At 49.5% G+C, this 15918-nt stretch carries 14 protein-coding genes, 1 tRNA gene and 1 pseudogene; 7 read left to right on the top strand and 9 right to left on the bottom strand.

Annotated features, from left to right (window positions below; translation table 11 throughout):
- Positions 1-323: IS3 family transposase (locus B5D35_RS10305; RefSeq protein ID WP_139367745.1), on the top strand; the 323-nt coding region annotated here is incomplete at its 5' end.
- An 83-nt stretch (positions 324-406) separates the two neighbouring features.
- Complete coding sequence (locus tag B5D35_RS10310; RefSeq protein ID WP_244556555.1) at positions 407-688, top strand: hypothetical protein; 282 nt, start codon at positions 407-409, stop codon at positions 686-688.
- Between the two features lie 854 nt (positions 689-1542).
- Here the strand turns inward: B5D35_RS10310 and B5D35_RS10315 are convergent.
- The 5 genes and pseudogenes from B5D35_RS10315 to rpsU form a co-directional block, all read right to left on the bottom strand.
- Positions 1543-1618 (bottom strand) — tRNA-Ile (locus B5D35_RS10315).
- Positions 1619-1760: 142 nt separating this feature from the next.
- Positions 1761-3611: pseudogene (gene rpoD, locus B5D35_RS10320) on the bottom strand (RNA polymerase sigma factor RpoD); the annotation flags it as partial.
- Positions 3612-3692: 81 nt separating this feature from the next.
- The gene (dnaG, locus tag B5D35_RS10325; RefSeq protein ID WP_078752504.1) at positions 3693-5444 is read right to left on the bottom strand and encodes a DNA primase; all 1752 of its coding nucleotides are present in this window, start codon (positions 5442-5444) and stop codon (positions 3693-3695) included.
- A gap of 123 nt (positions 5445-5567) precedes the next feature.
- Positions 5568-6011 carry a GatB/YqeY domain-containing protein gene (locus B5D35_RS10330; protein WP_078752505.1) on the bottom strand — a complete coding sequence of 148 codons (444 nt, stop codon included), beginning with the start codon at positions 6009-6011 and terminating at the stop codon, positions 5568-5570.
- Between the two features lie 24 nt (positions 6012-6035).
- On the bottom strand, positions 6036-6251 hold the full coding sequence (gene rpsU / locus B5D35_RS10335; protein ID WP_002537656.1) for a 30S ribosomal protein S21: 216 nt from the start codon (positions 6249-6251) through the stop codon (positions 6036-6038).
- A gap of 195 nt (positions 6252-6446) precedes the next feature.
- On the opposite strand from rpsU, the gene tsaD reads away from it, so the two are divergent.
- A complete protein-coding gene (gene tsaD, locus B5D35_RS10340) occupies positions 6447-7469 on the top strand; it encodes a tRNA (adenosine(37)-N6)-threonylcarbamoyltransferase complex transferase subunit TsaD (protein ID WP_078752506.1) in 1023 nt (340 codons plus the stop codon).
- Positions 7470-7585: 116 nt separating this feature from the next.
- On the opposite strand, the gene plsY is transcribed toward tsaD, so the two are convergent.
- Positions 7586-8209 (bottom strand): glycerol-3-phosphate 1-O-acyltransferase PlsY, encoded by a 624-nt coding sequence (gene plsY / locus B5D35_RS10345; RefSeq protein ID WP_078752507.1) that lies wholly within the window; start codon positions 8207-8209, stop codon positions 7586-7588.
- A gap of 179 nt (positions 8210-8388) precedes the next feature.
- Here plsY and folB point away from each other — a divergent pair, with 179 nt between their 5' ends.
- Genes folB through B5D35_RS10360 form a run of 3 tightly spaced genes read left to right on the top strand, consistent with a single transcriptional unit; the run spans position 8389 to position 10056 of the window.
- Entirely contained in the window at positions 8389-8748 is a 360-nt protein-coding gene (gene folB / locus B5D35_RS10350; protein WP_101210402.1) for a dihydroneopterin aldolase, read from the top strand.
- Complete coding sequence (gene folK / locus B5D35_RS10355) at positions 8745-9230, top strand: 2-amino-4-hydroxy-6-hydroxymethyldihydropteridine diphosphokinase (protein ID WP_078752509.1); 486 nt, start codon at positions 8745-8747, stop codon at positions 9228-9230. The genes folB and folK overlap by 4 nt, the downstream gene beginning before the upstream one ends.
- Positions 9231-9252: 22 nt before the next feature.
- Positions 9253-10056 (top strand): undecaprenyl-diphosphate phosphatase, encoded by an 804-nt coding sequence (locus tag B5D35_RS10360; protein WP_078752510.1) that lies wholly within the window; start codon positions 9253-9255, stop codon positions 10054-10056.
- A gap of 66 nt (positions 10057-10122) precedes the next feature.
- Here B5D35_RS10360 and B5D35_RS10365 read toward each other — a convergent pair whose 3' ends face one another.
- Positions 10123-11364, bottom strand: coding sequence for a multifunctional CCA addition/repair protein (locus B5D35_RS10365; protein ID WP_078752511.1), 1242 nt, complete (start codon positions 11362-11364; stop codon positions 10123-10125).
- A gap of 161 nt (positions 11365-11525) precedes the next feature.
- On the opposite strand from B5D35_RS10365, the gene B5D35_RS10370 reads away from it, so the two are divergent.
- Positions 11526-13784, top strand: a complete 2259-nt coding sequence (locus B5D35_RS10370; RefSeq protein ID WP_078752512.1) for an AAA family ATPase — start codon at positions 11526-11528, stop codon at positions 13782-13784.
- A 76-nt stretch (positions 13785-13860) separates the two neighbouring features.
- Here B5D35_RS10370 and B5D35_RS10375 read toward each other — a convergent pair whose 3' ends face one another.
- A complete protein-coding gene (locus tag B5D35_RS10375) occupies positions 13861-14475 on the bottom strand; it encodes a TIGR04211 family SH3 domain-containing protein (protein ID WP_078752513.1) in 615 nt (204 codons plus the stop codon).
- A gap of 151 nt (positions 14476-14626) precedes the next feature.
- Positions 14627-15892, bottom strand: a complete 1266-nt coding sequence (locus B5D35_RS10380; protein ID WP_078752514.1) for an inorganic phosphate transporter — start codon at positions 15890-15892, stop codon at positions 14627-14629.
- Positions 15893-15918 lie beyond the last annotated feature (26 nt).

Raw genomic sequence — 15918 nt, forward strand, 5'->3', positions numbered from 1 at the left:
GTGAACAGGTGCTCGTTCACTCTGATCAAGGCGTTCAATATACCTCGAGCGACTGGCGCAGTTTCCTAAAAGAACACAATATGGAAATTAGCATGAGTAGAAAGGGAAACTGTCACGACAACGCCGTTGCTGAGAGTTTTTTCTCGCTGCTCAAGAAAAATAGAGTAAAACGAAGAATCTATAAAACCCGTGAGGAAGCACGCTCTGAGATATTTGAATATATCGAGTACTTCTACAATCCAAAACGGAATCATGGTACTAATGGTGGACTGTCACCGAATGAATACGAAAGACAGTATTATCAGAAGCTTGAAAGTGTATAGAGTTCTGGGGTCTTACCACAGTTTCGCTTAAATTACACACCAAACTAGTTAAAACTACAGGTGATGAAGCTTTGCAGGTTCGGTTGACTGATGACCCTGATGCGCCTGAGATTGTTCTATCAGAAGAGGACGCTCTTAAGAGTTATCCATTTGATTATGCGGAACTGTTAGCTCTATTTCGAAAAAGGTACAGTAACTTCAAACAAAACGCTGAGTTCAATGCTCGAATGAAAGAAGTCAAAACAGAGGGTGAAAAATTTAGCAAGGTACGCCGCCTAGACCCTGAAAATCCTAAAAATTTAAGTAAAACGTTCTACCACAACCGAATCTTAGAAAAGTTTGATATGTGGTACGAAAAAAAGTAATCGCTACATCAACCCAATCTAAAATCCTAAGTCGCTGGGTCGGTCACACTAGACTGGCCTAGCTATCATCCCTCAAGCCTTGTTCTACCTGACTTCCTCAACATAGCTTTCCCCGAATTACAGCACCAATTTCTCTCGTCCGGTCCGTATCCGGTCTTTGAGGTAATTTTTAGTGAGTTTCCCGACGGCGTCGACGGCATTTCGGTTCCAGTTCGACAGCTCTATCTGCATTTGTCAGGGTGGTTTTATCTGATACCAGCCAGCCGACTCAGCTCCCACGTACATAGCAGGTTTGCACTACAACCACCTAGAACAGCGTTATCCATGATTCGAGTATGAATAGCAGTCTAGTGATTAGTGGCTGGTTCTAGTTCTGAGAGTGAGCCTGAGGTGGTTCTAGCTAAATGACGTTACGATAAAACAGACCAATTACCCTGATATGGTAATTGGTCATCATCCTTGAGCATCCGTTCTGTCCCTGTGTTACTCGCTGAATCTCATGGCTCTATGGTCAATTTGCATCAGTTAGGTATCTGAATTATATATATTAATAACTTGAACCTAAGGGAACGGATGTTGGTTATATTTTTGTTGGTTTAGGCTGTGAGTTTTTCTGTGAACCGGGAATGGTGTTAAGTGGCATCAATTGGCGCAGATTGCACTCAGACAGACGAATGTGGGTTCTGTTGGCGAATATCGGGCTGTAGTTGGGAATGTGGTTCGGTGGTGACTACGTGGAGAGGTTCGGTTAGGTAGATGGACCAGAGCTTACCGGAAGTCATTGCGGACCGGATATGGACCGGACTAGAAAAGATAAAGGCGCATGAATTTCTCCATACGCCTTATCAAGAATTTGGTGGCCCCTCCCAGACTTGAACTGGGGACCAATCGATTATGAGTCGACTGCTCTAACCACTGAGCTAAGGGGCCGTGTAGGCGAATGATTATAGGGGATGGGGGCGGGAGTGTCTAGCCGCAACCTGCCTATGTTCAGTATGCTTTTTAAGCATTTAAACAAGAAAAAGGCGAGCATGTGCTCGCCTTCTCATTTTTCGCTTAAATTGCGTCCGGATTATTCGTCCAAGAAGCTGCGCAGAACTTCTGAGCGGCTAGGGTGACGCAGTTTACGCAGTGCTTTCGCTTCAATCTGACGGATACGCTCACGCGTTACGTCAAACTGCTTGCCGACTTCTTCCAGCGTGTGGTCGGTATTCATGTCGATACCGAAACGCATACGCAGAACTTTCGCTTCACGTGGCGTTAGGCCAGCAAGTACTTCGCTGGTTGCCATGCGTAGGTTGTTCATGGTTGCGGAATCCATTGGCAGTTCGAGGGTGGTATCCTCGATAAAGTCGCCCAGATGTGAATCTTCATCGTCACCGATTGGGGTTTCCATGGAGATTGGCTCTTTGGCGATCTTCAGCACTTTGCGGATCTTGTCTTCTGGCATTTGCATGCGCTCTGCCAGCTCTTCTGGCAGCGGCTCACGACCCATCTCCTGAAGCATCTGACGAGAGATACGGTTCAGTTTGTTGATGGTTTCAATCATGTGAACAGGGATACGAATCGTACGTGCCTGGTCGGCGATTGAACGGGTGATTGCCTGACGGATCCACCATGTTGCGTAAGTCGAGAACTTGTAACCGCGGCGGTATTCAAACTTATCTACCGCTTTCATTAGGCCGATGTTACCTTCTTGGATCAGATCCAAGAATTGCAGGCCACGGTTGGTGTATTTCTTCGCGATAGAAATAACCAGACGCAAGTTCGCTTCAACCATCTCTTTTTTCGCACGGCGCGCTTTCGCTTCACCGATTGACATGCGACGGCTGATGTCTTTAATACGTTCTACGTTCAGGCCAGTTTCATCTTCGATGATTTTCAGCTTCTGAACACAACGACGGAGATCTTCTTCGTACAGTTTCAGACGGTCTACAAATGGCTTTTCAGTTGCCAATGCAGCATCCAGCCAGTTGTCAGAAGACTCGTTGCCACCAAACAGTTGAACGAAGGTTTTCTTCGGCATCTTCGCTTGGTCAACACACAGGCGCATAACGATACGCTCTTGCGTACGAACGCGGTCCATGGTGCCACGCATTTCATTGACCAGACGGTCAAATTGCTTTGGTACCAGTCGGAACTGTTTGAATACTTCAGACAGCTCTGCGATTGCAGCGTGTGTGTCGTCATGGAAGCGGCCATTTTTATTAATAGCGGCTTGCATGCCTTCATATGACAAACGAAGTTCAGAGAATTTCTCACGCGCCAACTCAGGATCGATGCCTACATCTTCTTCTGAGTCGTCGTCGTCTTCGTCATCATCGCCGTCATTGTCTTCATCTTTCAACTGCTCTTCAGTCAGCTCTGAGCCGATGTGAGTCGCGGTTGGTGCGATGTCGTCTTGGCTTGGGTCAACAAAGCCAGAGATGATGTCAGTAAGACGAAGCTCTTCGGCTTCAACTTTATCGAATTGGTCTAGCAAGTAAGAAATTGAGCCAGGGTATTCGGCAACAGAGATCTGTACTTGGTTAATACCATCTTCGATACGTTTGGCGATGTCGATTTCGCCTTCACGGGTTAGCAGTTCTACAGTACCCATTTCACGCATGTACATGCGGACTGGGTCAGTGGTGCGACCTATTTCGGATTCTACGCTGGACAGTGCTGCCGCTGCAGCTTCGACGGCATCTTCGTCAGCTACAGTTTCAGACATCATCAGCTCATCGGCATCAGGAGCAGTTTCCACTACCTGAATACCCATGTCGTTGATCATCTGAATAATATCTTCTATCTGATCAGAATCGACAATGTCTTCTGGTAGGTGGTCATTTACTTCTGCATAGGTTAGATAGCCTTGTTCCTTACCTTTTGCGACAAGCAACTTTAGCTGTGACTGCGGATTTTGATCCATAGACGATATCCAACTTCGGGTCTGAGTGAAGAATTTAGTATGCGGAAACGCAAACTGCCAATTTTAGCAAATCACAAGTGTGCTGGCTAGTTTCTATTCGGGTCTGTTGAGGATTAACAACTGCAACTCCCGCTTCTCTTCGACTGATAAGCCGACGGTATTTGATTTAGCTTGCAACTTGGCTATTTGTTGTTGGACACACTGAGCCAGTATTTTGTCCAGTGAGTCTAAAAATACATCTAGTGCATTGTCTTCTGTAATGGGAAGTTCCCAGCTAGCGAGCTTTGCTAACAATGCCTCTTGTTCTGTGCCGCGCCAATGTTCGAGCAGCTGTCCTGTCGTAATATTGGGACGATGTCGACAAAGTTCAAGCATGGTGGTGAACAAATTTAACCCTGGCATTGCAACTTCTTGCAGTCCGTCGAGCGGTGGAACGGAATTCACATAGCTCGGGTTCTGCAATAGCAGGGTGATCACTTCGCGCATCGGTGTGCGTTTCATTTCCGGCAATGGCTTACGCGTTTGCGCCTTACCATGCTCACTGATGAGCTTTGAGAGCTGAGCTTCATCCGGCAAACCGAGTTTCTGACCGAGCATGTTGCGCAAGTATTGGCGCAAGGTGCCGCCCGGCACTTTGTCGATAAGCGGAACCGCTAGCGTAGTGAGCTTGGCTTTGCCTTCTCGACTGCTGGTGTCGACTTGTTCCATTAAGTTAGAGAAAAGAAACTCTGACAGTGGCATGGCTTTAGCCATACGCTGCTCGAAGCCTTCTTTCCCTTCCTGTCGTACGATGGAATCCGGGTCTTCACCATCAGGCAGGAACATGAATTTTAGTTGTCTGCCGTCAATCAGGTGGGGCAGGGCTTGTTCCATGGCACGCCATGCAGCCTCGCGGCCTGCCCGGTCACCGTCGTAGCAACACACGACATTTGACGTTTGACGGAACAAGGTTTGAATGTGCTCAGCAGTGGTTGAGGTACCCAGCGAGGCGACGGCGTAATCGACATCGAACTGTGCCAGGGCAACCACGTCCATATACCCTTCGACAACCAGAAGTTGTAGAGGTTCGCGGTGCGCTTGAAGCACTTCAAACAAGCCATAGAGCTCTCGTCCTTTATGGAAGATGGGCGTTTCTGGCGAGTTGAGATATTTCGGTGTGCCTTCGCCTATGACGCGGCCACCAAAACCAATCACACGACCACGACGATCACGAATGGGGAACATAACACGACCACGGAAGCGGTCGTAGCGGCGTCCATTGTCGTTTTCAATCAACATGCCGGCAGAAACTAACGCTTGCTGGCTGGCATTGTCTTGACCGAAACGCGTGCGCACTTGGTCCCATTCGTCTGCGACGTAACCTATTCCGAATTTTTGTACGATCTCACCTGAAAGTCCGCGCCCTTTGAGGTAGTCAATGGCGTGCTGCCCGCCGGTGTTACGAAGGCCACTTTGGTAGAACTTGGCAATTTGTCCCATCATCTGGTAGAGGTCGCGTTTTTGGTCACTACGTGCGTAAGGACCTTTTGGGCCACCGCCGTCGTTTTCACGCGGTACATCTAACCCCAGTTGGGATGCAAGTTCTTCAATGGCTTCAACAAACTCCAGACGGTCAAACTCCATGACGAAGTCGATAGCGTTGCCGTGAACACCACAACCGAAACAGTGATAGAACTGTTTGTCGGGACTGACGGAGAAAGAGGGAGTCTTTTCGTTATGGAAAGGACAGCAAGCACCATAGTTCTTGCCTTGCTTTTTCAGTTTCACCCTCGCATCGATCAACTCGACTATGTCTAGTCGTGCCAGAAGATCGTCAATAAAAGTGCGTGGGATTTTTCCTGCCATAAACCTTTAAAATTTCGGTGATTGTTGCGTGAGATGTGACTCAGTATTTGCTACTGAGCGAATACGAACAAGCCGCGCACTCCAAAAATGGATAGCACGGCTTGTTTGCAGGTTGGATAAAAGTTATGCCAGATTCGCTTTAACGAGTTGGCTAATTTTACCCATGTCAGCGCGACCCTGAACCTGTGGTTTCAGGACGGCCATGATTTTCCCCATGTCTTGCATGGAGCTTGCGCCTGAAGTTGCGATGGCTGCTTTAACCAGAGCATCAACTTCTTCATCGCTGAGTGGCTGTGGCATGAATTCTTCCAAAACGGAAATTTCAGCCAATTCCACGTCAGCCAGATCATCACGGCCTGCTGACTGATATTGTGATACAGAGTCACGACGCTGTTTTACCATCTTCACCATGACTGCCAGCACCTCGTCATCGTTCAGAGTTTTCTGACCGTCAACTTCTTGCTGTTTAACTGCAGCCATGATCAAACGAATGGTGCCAAGACGAGGTTTGTCTTTGGCTTTCATCGCTATAATTTGTTCACTCTTGATGCGAGCAATTAATTCCATATCACAATCCTGTATTAATCGTAATTAGTACAGGCGAACGCGACGTGCGTTTTCGCGAGCCAGCTTTTTCAGGTGGCGTTTAACTGCAGCTGCTTTAGCGCGTTTGCGAACGGTAGTCGGCTTTTCGAAGTGCTCACGACGGCGAACTTCAGAAAGGATACCTGCTTTTTCACAAGAGCGCTTGAAGCGACGCAGTGCTACGTCGAATGGTTCGTTTTCACGTACTTTAACTACTGGCATGTGCCTTTCACCTCAGGGGTTATCTAGTTAACGCTGGTGACAAAATGACCAGCTTTGATTAAAAATGGTGCGGAATTTTAATCCGATACATGGGTGCTTGTAAAGCATAACTGGTGAATTTGATCGTGCCCATGTAAGATTGCCGCCTGTTTTTGAAAAGACAGTACGAATAGTAACGAAATGAGCTGAGGTGTTATGCGAATTCTGGGCATCGAAACATCGTGCGACGAGACCGGCGTTGCGATTTATGATGATGAAAAAGGGCTACTGGCTCATCAGCTGTATAGCCAGGTAAAGCTGCATGCTGACTACGGTGGCGTGGTTCCAGAGCTGGCATCTCGCGATCACGTGAAAAAGACCATCCCGCTGATCAAAGCGACACTGGCAGAAGCGAACCTGACTTCCGCAGATTTGGACGGCGTGGCATACACGGCAGGTCCCGGTCTGGTCGGCGCATTATTGGTGGGTGCAACCATTGGTCGCAGTCTGGCCTATGCGTGGAACATACCAGCGGTGGCGGTTCACCATATGGAAGGTCACTTACTGGCACCGATGTTGGAAGATAACCCTCCGCCGTTTCCGTTTATCGCGGTGCTGGTGTCGGGCGGTCACACCGTGTTGGTGGAAGTGAAAGGCATTGGTGAATACAAAATTCTCGGTGAGTCGATTGATGATGCGGCCGGCGAAGCGTTTGATAAAACGGCAAAGCTGATGGGGCTGGATTACCCTGGTGGTCCTCTGTTGTCTAAGTTGGCGGAGAAAGGTGACAGCAGCCGCTTTACTTTCCCGCGCCCAATGACGAACGTGCCGGGGCTGGATATGAGCTTTTCTGGCCTGAAAACCTTCACGGCAAACACCATTGCAGCAAACGACAATGATGAGCAGACTCGTGCTGACATTGCCCGTGCATTTGAAGATGCGGTCGTGGATACGCTGGTGATCAAATGCAAACGCGCGTTAAAGCAAAGTGGTATGAAACGCATTGTGATCGCAGGTGGTGTGAGTGCAAACCGTCATTTGCGTGCCAAGTTGGAAGAGCTGGCCAAATCAATGGGCGGCGATGTGTATTACCCTCGCACTGAGTTCTGTACTGATAACGGTGCGATGATTGCTTATGCTGGTTTGCAGCGCCTGAAAAACGGCGAACACCATGACTTAGGTGTAAAAGCATTTCCTCGTTGGCCGATTGATACTTTGAAGCCAATTGATACCGAGTGATACATCGGAAGCGAGAAAGGGCTAACTAAGTTCATCTCTTGTGAAATGTAAAAAGAGGCGAATTCGCCTCTTTTTTTGTCTCTGCTTTTCACTGTCAACGGTTGCCTGTTATTGCGTTAGCTTCCCGTTTTTTCCCTTTCTGTTTGTTTCTTCTTTTTATTCCAAATCTTCTGCTCAGCACCGTTAAACAGTCTCTTTATGTTTTCTTGATGTCGGAAAATGATAAGACACGACAGCATGGCCACAGGCATAGTGAACTGTGGTTTCACCAGCCAAGTGATAAAGGGGGCGAACAGTGAGGCGAGAATCGCGCCAACGGAGGAGTAACCCGTGACCAAAAGGGCGGTAAGCCATGTGCCTAGCATCATACCCATCAAGTCTAAACCGATAGGCGCAATGGCACCGAGTGCAGTTGCGACACCTTTGCCACCACGAAAATGAAAGAAAATAGGGTATATGTGGCCTAAACAGGCGGCGATACCAATCAGCCCAAGCAGGAAGGGGTTAATGCCAAGCAGGTAACTGATCCATACGGGGATAGTGCCTTTGAGTATGTCACAGAGCAATACTAACGCTGCGGCCAGTCGCCCGCCGAGCCGAAAGACATTGGTGGCACCGGGGTTGCCAGAACCTTGCTCTCGCGGGTCGGGCAGACCGTAAATTCGACAAATAAGGACAGCACTGGAGATCGAGCCCAGAAGGTAGGCGATTACAATCATCAGCATGCCGAGTGCAGTCATTTAGTCATCCAATGTGAACATTCGCTAGGGCGACGAGAACTTGCTATAGTTCGCGCACCAGACACAAAGTATTCAATTTATAAGGATACTTTGTTTCTTTAACGCAAAAATTAATGCGTTGGTTCAGCGATGTTACGTGCTTTTGCGCTTAATGGGTATCCGACCTCTGAATTTTTTGAGTGAACATGGATTTAGTATTTATTGAACAGCTCGAAGTGATCACGACCATTGGTGTGTATGACTGGGAGCAGCAGATCAAACAAAAGCTAGTGTTTGATATCGAAATGGCGCATGACAACAAGCCTGCAGCCGCAAGTGATGATGTCGCGTTCGCGTTGGATTATTCCGCGGTCAGTGGTGCCATCATTGATTTGGTCGAAAATGGACGATTCTTATTGGTTGAGCGTGTTGCAGAAGATATTGCGGCGTTGATCCAAAAGCAGTTTTCTGTGCCATGGGTACGTGTGAAAGTCAGCAAACCTGGCGCCGTGCCACATGCTCGCACCGTGGGTGTTGTGATTGAACGAGGTACACGGTGACACAAGTTCTGGTGAGTGTAGGGTCGAATGTCGAACGCGAACACCATATCCGTGAAGGGATTGCGGCGTTAAAAGAGCTTGATCCAAATTGTCGTATCTCACGCATTTTTGAAGCGGTACCCGTTGGGTTTGAAGGGCCAAACTTCTACAATTTGGTGGTCGAGCTTCATACCGATCTCAGCTTGAAAGGCATCATGGATGCGCTACGTGAGATTGAATCTCGCTGGGGACGTGAGCGCAATGCGATAAAGTTTCGCGACCGTACCTTGGATATCGATTTATTGACCTACGGTGAATTAAGTCAGCCGGAAGGGCCAACGTTACCACGTAAAGACGTGTATAAATTTGCGTTTACTCTGTGGCCGTTGGCGGAGCTTTGTCCCGAGCAATGCATTCCGGGTGATACCCAAACCTACAAACAGGCCTGGGAGGCGTTCAGTGAAGAACAACCTCTATGGCCCGTAACAGACTTCTCTTTTTAACCTTTATAAGTGAATAACAATAATGAGTATGTTTGAAGCCTTTGCGCTGGCTTTGATTCAGGGATTAACGGAATTTTTGCCTGTTTCCAGCTCTGCACACCTTATTCTCCCGTCTGAAATTCTCGGTTGGCAAGATCAGGGACTCGCGTTTGATGTGGCGGTGCATGTGGGCACCTTGTTAGCGGTTGTACTCTATTTCCGTAAGGAAGTGGTTCAATTGCTCGGTGCGTTCTTCCGCTCGATTTTCAAAGGTGAGCGCTCTGCAGATGCTACCTTAGCGTGGATGATTGCATTGGCGACCATTCCTGCGTGTATCTTCGGCCTTTTTATGAAAGACATCATCGAAATCTATCTGCGTTCGGCGTGGGTGATTGCGGCGACCTGTATCATCTTCGGTCTGCTGCTTTGGTGGGTCGATGTGAAAGCCAAGTGCGAGATTGATGAGTACAAGACAACACCCAAGTCTGCGATTCTGATAGGTCTTGCTCAAGCGGCAGCGATGATCCCGGGAACGTCTCGCTCCGGTGCGACCATGACCATGGCGCTTTACTTGGGGTATACCCGTGAAGCGGCGGCACGTTTCTCTTTCCTGATGTCGATTCCAATCATCGTGCTGGCAGGCTCTTACCTTGGCCTCGGTTTGGTACAAAGTGATGCACCAGTGATGTGGGCGCCTATCTTGACGGGGGTGGTGGTTTCTTTCATCAGTGCCTATATCTGTATTCATTGGTTCCTGAAGCTAGTCACGACCATGGGCATGAAGCCGTTTGTTATTTACCGTATCTTGCTTGGTGTCGGTTTGGCGGCGTTCCTCGCTACGCGCTAAGCGGTGATTCGCTCAGACAAAAAACGCTGCCCAATGGGCAGCGTTTTTTTTGCGTCTAATGCCTGTTTACTCAGGCTTGTGCGGCCTTTCGATGGCGAGGAAGTCTTTGACCGCGGCAATGCGTCGGTTGGTTAACTCGTCACGAATTGCGGGGCCTTTGAAGCCTTCTGCGACAATAGGCTTCACATCGACGCGGTTTGCCGCATCAAACGCGCTTAACAGCCATTGTGCTTGTGGGTACTCACGCGCTTCAAACCCCGTACGCCCTTGGTGATCGGCCTGACTGGCGATGGCGAGTTGCGGCACTTTCTCTGGCTTGCGCCAGCAATCATTGCGGTCAAATATCTTCACAAAAGTCGCGGCTTTTAGCTCGCCTGCGTTGTGCACGTTGGTGTGCTCCGCGCAAACCAGCAGTGCGGCATCTCGGTACGCATTTGGCACACGAATGCGCTCGCACAGGGCTTTGATGGGCTTTAACCCTAGCTTGGTGTGCAGCTTGTGGCTCGGCCACTCGGATTCAGGCGTAAGCCCTTTGCCCAAATCGTGCACCTGCGCGGCGAAGCGGATAACCGGGTCATCAGTCAGTGCTGTCGCTTGCTTGGCGACCATCAAGGTGTGAATGCCGGTATCAATTTCTGGGTGCCATTGCTCGGGCTGGGGAACACCAAACAGACAATCAATCTCAGGCAATACAACCGCCAGTGCACCACAGTCTCTCAACACCTGAAGGAATACCTCGGGATGTTGATAGGTGAGTGATTTTTCCCACTCCTTCCAGACACGTTCAGCGGTGAGCGAAGCCAGTTCGCTACTTTCGGCAATTTCTCGCATCAACGACAGGGTTTCAGGTGCTACTGTGAACCCTAAATGGGCAAAACGCGCAGCGAAACGGGCAACACGCAACACACGCAATGGGTCTTCAATAAACGCAGGGGACACGTGGCGAAGCAGACGGTTTTGCAGATCCGACTGGCCGTGATAAGGGTCAATCAGGGTGCCGTCTTTGGCTTCTGCAATCGCATTGACGGTCAGATCCCGTCTCTGCAGGTCTTCTTCCAGTGTGACGTCAGGGGTGAAATCACACACAAACCCTGTGTAGCCTTTACCTGACTTACGCTCGGTGCGGGCGAGGGCATATTCCTCGTGGGTTTTGGGGTGCAAGAACACGGGAAAATCAGAACCCACTTGTTGATAACCTGCCGCCAACATGCCATCGATATCCGCGCCGACCACGACCCAGTCTCTGTCTTTTACGTCCAGCCCGAGCAGTTTGTCTCTGACTGCACCGCCAACAAGATAAGTATTCACAATTCAATCCAATAGATGATCGATAATGGAAGTATGATATACCCATCTGCCCCATTGGTGCGAACCTGTACTCGAATAGGGTGTCACAGCTTTACAAGCAATTATCGCCAAGATACGGTGACGGATCGGCGATCAGGGATTAAGGACTTAGAGAACTCCCCATGTATCAAGACTTCTTCAGGCTAACAGAATCACCGTTTGCGATTGTGCCAAATCCTAAGTTCTACTTTTTGAGTGAGCGGCACAAAGAAGCATTGAGCCACGTATTATCAGGCATTGAAGATGGCGGTGGTCTGGCGCTTCTGACCGGAGAAGTCGGGACTGGCAAAACCACGACCATGAAAGCATTGCGGGAGAGGCTCCCAACACGCAGTCAGGTCGCAACGATTTTAAACCCGAGCCTTTCCGTGCTTGAGTTAATGCAAACACTGTGTGATGAGTTGTGCATCTCGTACCAGCCAGAAGATGGTTTTAAAGTGCTGAATGATGCGATCTCTGAGCGGCTCTACTTCAATGATGTCGGCGGTATTCAGACGGTATTGCTCGTGGACGAAGCGCAGCACCTCATGCCCGATGTGCTGGAGCAGTTGCGTCTGCTTACGAATATCGAAACCGCTAATCGAAAGCTACTCAAAGTTATCCTGATTGGTCAGCCTGAGCTGCAACAATTGCTGCGTCAGCCCCAACTACGTCAGTTAGCCCAGCGTATAACAGGCCGTTACCACTTGATGCCTTTGGTCACCGAAGAAGTGCGCCAATACATTCTGCACCGACTTAGTTGTGCGGGGCGATTAGACAAATTGTTTGACGATGGTGCAATCAAAGTGATTGCACGTGAAACGGGCGGCGTTCCCCGTTTGATCAACCTTGTTTGCGATCAGTCATTGAAGCTTGCCTATCGCGCCTCTAAGCAAACCGTGTCGTCAAAGATTGCCACACAGGCGTGTAAAGAGGCACTTGAGTGGCAAGACATGGCGAAACCCCAAGCCAGCGGGGGCCGTTATTGGCCCTATTATGTCGGCGCAATTGGCGGTGCCGCTTTGCTTGCTGTCGCCATTCGCGTTGGATTGAATGACAAAGAGCCCGAGCTTATCGCTCCGGTACCGACTTCTCAGCCACAGACTGTGGTGGAGGTGGTCGCTCAGCCACCGCAGACTGCGGTTGTCGCTGAAGCCGCAGCGGTTCAACCTTCGGCCATCAATGTGGTTACCCCTCAAGCCCCTGAAACGTTGTCGTTCGCGTCACTGGTCAATCAAAGCCTTAGTGCAGGCACGGCAATGCAATCGCTGTATAAGCTTTGGGGCTTTGATGCGGATGTCCTGGCGGCAAGTTGCTCAACCGAGGTGCGTGGAGATTTAGCCTGTTACAAAAGCAAGCTGCCTTACGATCAGTTGGTTACCATTAACCGTCCTGCGGTATTGGCCATGAATGGCCCAGAAGGGAAGAACTGGTTTACCTTGATGACAGGGAAAGGTAATGGACAAGTTGAATTGCTGTCTGGCGATCAGCGCGTCTTGGTCAGTGACGCATTCTTAAAGCAGCACTGGAGTGGTGAAGCCTTGATCCTTTGGCGTCCGCCTTTGGGCAACAGTGGGGCAATTAAATCCGGCCAGCGAGGTGAACGTGTACGTTGGTTGGATCAGCGTTTGAACTTGGTGTTAGGCAGCACCGATCCTGTGTCGAATCGTTTTGGATCTTCACAGCGTTCGAAGGTGCGCGAATTTCAACGCGCTAATGGCTTGGATGCCGATGGTATTCCCGGGCCACTCACATTTATGGTGCTTGATACGGTGCTGGAAATGCCGGGGCCTTCTCTGAGTGCCAGTATAGATGCAACGCTTGCTGAGACCGCGCTTATTCGAGAAGACAACATTGTCGCGTTGCCAAAAAGGGACTTGTTTACCTTGGCGCTAAAACCGTTGCCACCGATCGCGCTTAAAGACGTGATCGCTGAAGTGCCGCCAGCGCCTTCAGAGCCAGAGGTTGTGACGATTTCATCCGGCGACATCGAGGGGACAGAACAAGCACAAGCTCGTCCAGTGGATACCAGTGAATTGACCCTTGAGAATTTAGATCTCTCTGTGTTGTCGCCCGAGTTGGCGATGAAAGTGGAATCTGCAATGAACGCGGACAAATCTCGCGCTTTAGACGCAAAACTGGAACGCGCCAAGTCGCCATCAAACGTGGTAGCAATCTCGGATATTCCGTCAGACATGCTGAACCGTTTACCTAAATTGGATTTCCAAACCCATATCTATGCGTCGAATGAAAAGTCGCGTTGGGTGAAGGTGAATGGTGTGGATACACGTGAAGGTGAGTTTGTCGCTGACGGGGTGCTGCTTCGTGGCATAGAGCCGCAGCAAGTGGTGGTGCAGTTTGAAAATGCGCTAATTGCGATTCCTGCGCTGACAACCTGGTAGTTTTTCGGACAAATCGCGGATAAATCACAGACAAAAATAAAGCCGCATTCGCGGCTTTATTTTTGAAGCTTAACGCTTACGCCCAACCATTATTACGCTTTTTACGGCGTGGGATAACGTGCGGCAGGACCAAGCCAAACAGCAGACCGCCACCCGCCACCATGCCGCCGTACATGAAGTAACGCATCAGCAGGTCATCTTTTTGGGTGTCGATACGTGCGCGTAGCTCACGGATCTCCGCTTGTGCGTCAATCAGCTTCTGGTTCAATTCGCTGGTGTGCGATTCCAGCTCCTTCACCTGCGCATTACGCTGGTCTAGAGATTCAATCAAACCTTTGGTTTGCGCTTCAGCATCGCCTTGTGCACTAGACAGTGCCGTCTTCACTTGCTTTAGCTCTTCTTCCAGTGCCGGTACACGTGTTTTCAGACCTGGCTGGTTTGTGACGAATTTAGTTTCAACCCAACCTTTGCGGCCGCGCTCGTCTAAGACTTGGGTATATCCGGCATTCTTATTGCTATCTACCACTGTCACTTTTTCGCCCGCATCAATACTACCAAGAATGCGGAATTGAGTGCCTGGGCCTGAATGCATGTAAGTGAAAAGCTCATCAGAGATGTAATTGTCCTGCGCATTTGCAGCAGGTGCAGCAAGCACCATCAAAACAGCTAGGGCAGAAAAAAGTCGCTTCACGGATTATTCCTTTGGTTGGTCGTGAGAATATTTTCTAAGTAACAAATACTAAAAAATTTTGGGGTTCAGGTACAACAAAAGGGAGGTAAAACCTCCCTTTTTTGACCAAAGGCTGACATCACTGCACGAAAACGTGACGGAAATGCGTCTGTTACGCCCCGAATACCGCTTTCATCACGTAGAAGAAGATGACAGCAAGTAGTGCACCTGCAGGTAGTGTGACCACCCAAGATGCCACGATATTACGCACAACGCCGAGATTCAGCGCACCGATACCGCGTGCAAAGCCAACACCCAGAACCGCACCTACCAGTGTTTGTGTGGTAGAAATTGGCAGGCCAGTACCTGACGCCAAAACAACGGTAGAGGCTGTCGCCAACTGTGCTGCAAAGCCGCGGCTAGGTGTGAGTTCAGTGATACCTGTGCCCACGGTTGCCATGACTTTATGACCCAAGGTCGCAAGACCGACAACGATACCAATACCACCCAGTGGCAAGATCCACCAAGCAATCTGGCTTTTCTCTGCAACGGCACCCATGTGTTCAACGGTCGAAACAATCGCTGATAGTGGACCAATCGCATTCGCAACATCGTTTGAGCCGTGTGCAAAGGCCATCGCACATGCAGTAACAACCATCAGCAAGCTGAACACGCGCTCAACGCCTTGGTAGCCATTTTCACCGGCGGTATCGTCTTTGTATTTGCGGCTGATGTAGACATAACCGAATGCCATCACCAGTGCAGAAATCACGACAGAGACCATGAAGGCTTCACCCGTTGTCAGGTGTAGACCGACGTGTTTCAAGCCCTTTTTAATCGTTACCATCGCAATAATCATTGCGGTAAGGAACATGTAAACAGGGACGAAGCGCTTAGCATTGACCAACGGTTTGTCGGTATCAAAGATGAGTCGCTGGGCGCTTACGAAGATAATGTAGGCGAAAATACCTGAGATCAGCGGCGTGACAAGCCAGCTGCCTACGATGCCTTGAACCGAGCTCCAGTCAACGGCTTCAGTACCCACAGACACGCAGGCAAAACCGATGATCGCACCAATAATGGAGTGCGTGGTTGAGACAGGCCAGCCCATAAAAGAGGCAAGCAATAGCCAAGAGCCAGCCGCTAACAGGGCTGACATCATGCCATAGACGAGAATCTCTGGCTGATGAGCGTACAGTGAGGTTTCGATGACACCTTTTCGAATGGTATCGGTTACTTCACCACCTGCCAAATAGGCACCGGCAAATTCAAAAATCATCGCGATGATGATTGCTTGTTTAACGGTCAGGGCTTTAGACCCTACGGACGTGCCCATCGCATTGGCAACGTCATTTGCACCAATACCAATCGCCATCATGAAACCAAAAGCAGCCGCCACCAGGATAATAATGGTGCCGTAATTCGCTAGGATTTCCATTGTGTTACCTTGTTTAAATTGTTAGA

This window comes from Enterovibrio nigricans DSM 22720 (assembly GCF_900167155.1).
In the GTDB taxonomy this organism is placed as follows: Bacteria; Pseudomonadota; Gammaproteobacteria; order Enterobacterales; family Vibrionaceae; genus Enterovibrio; species Enterovibrio nigricans.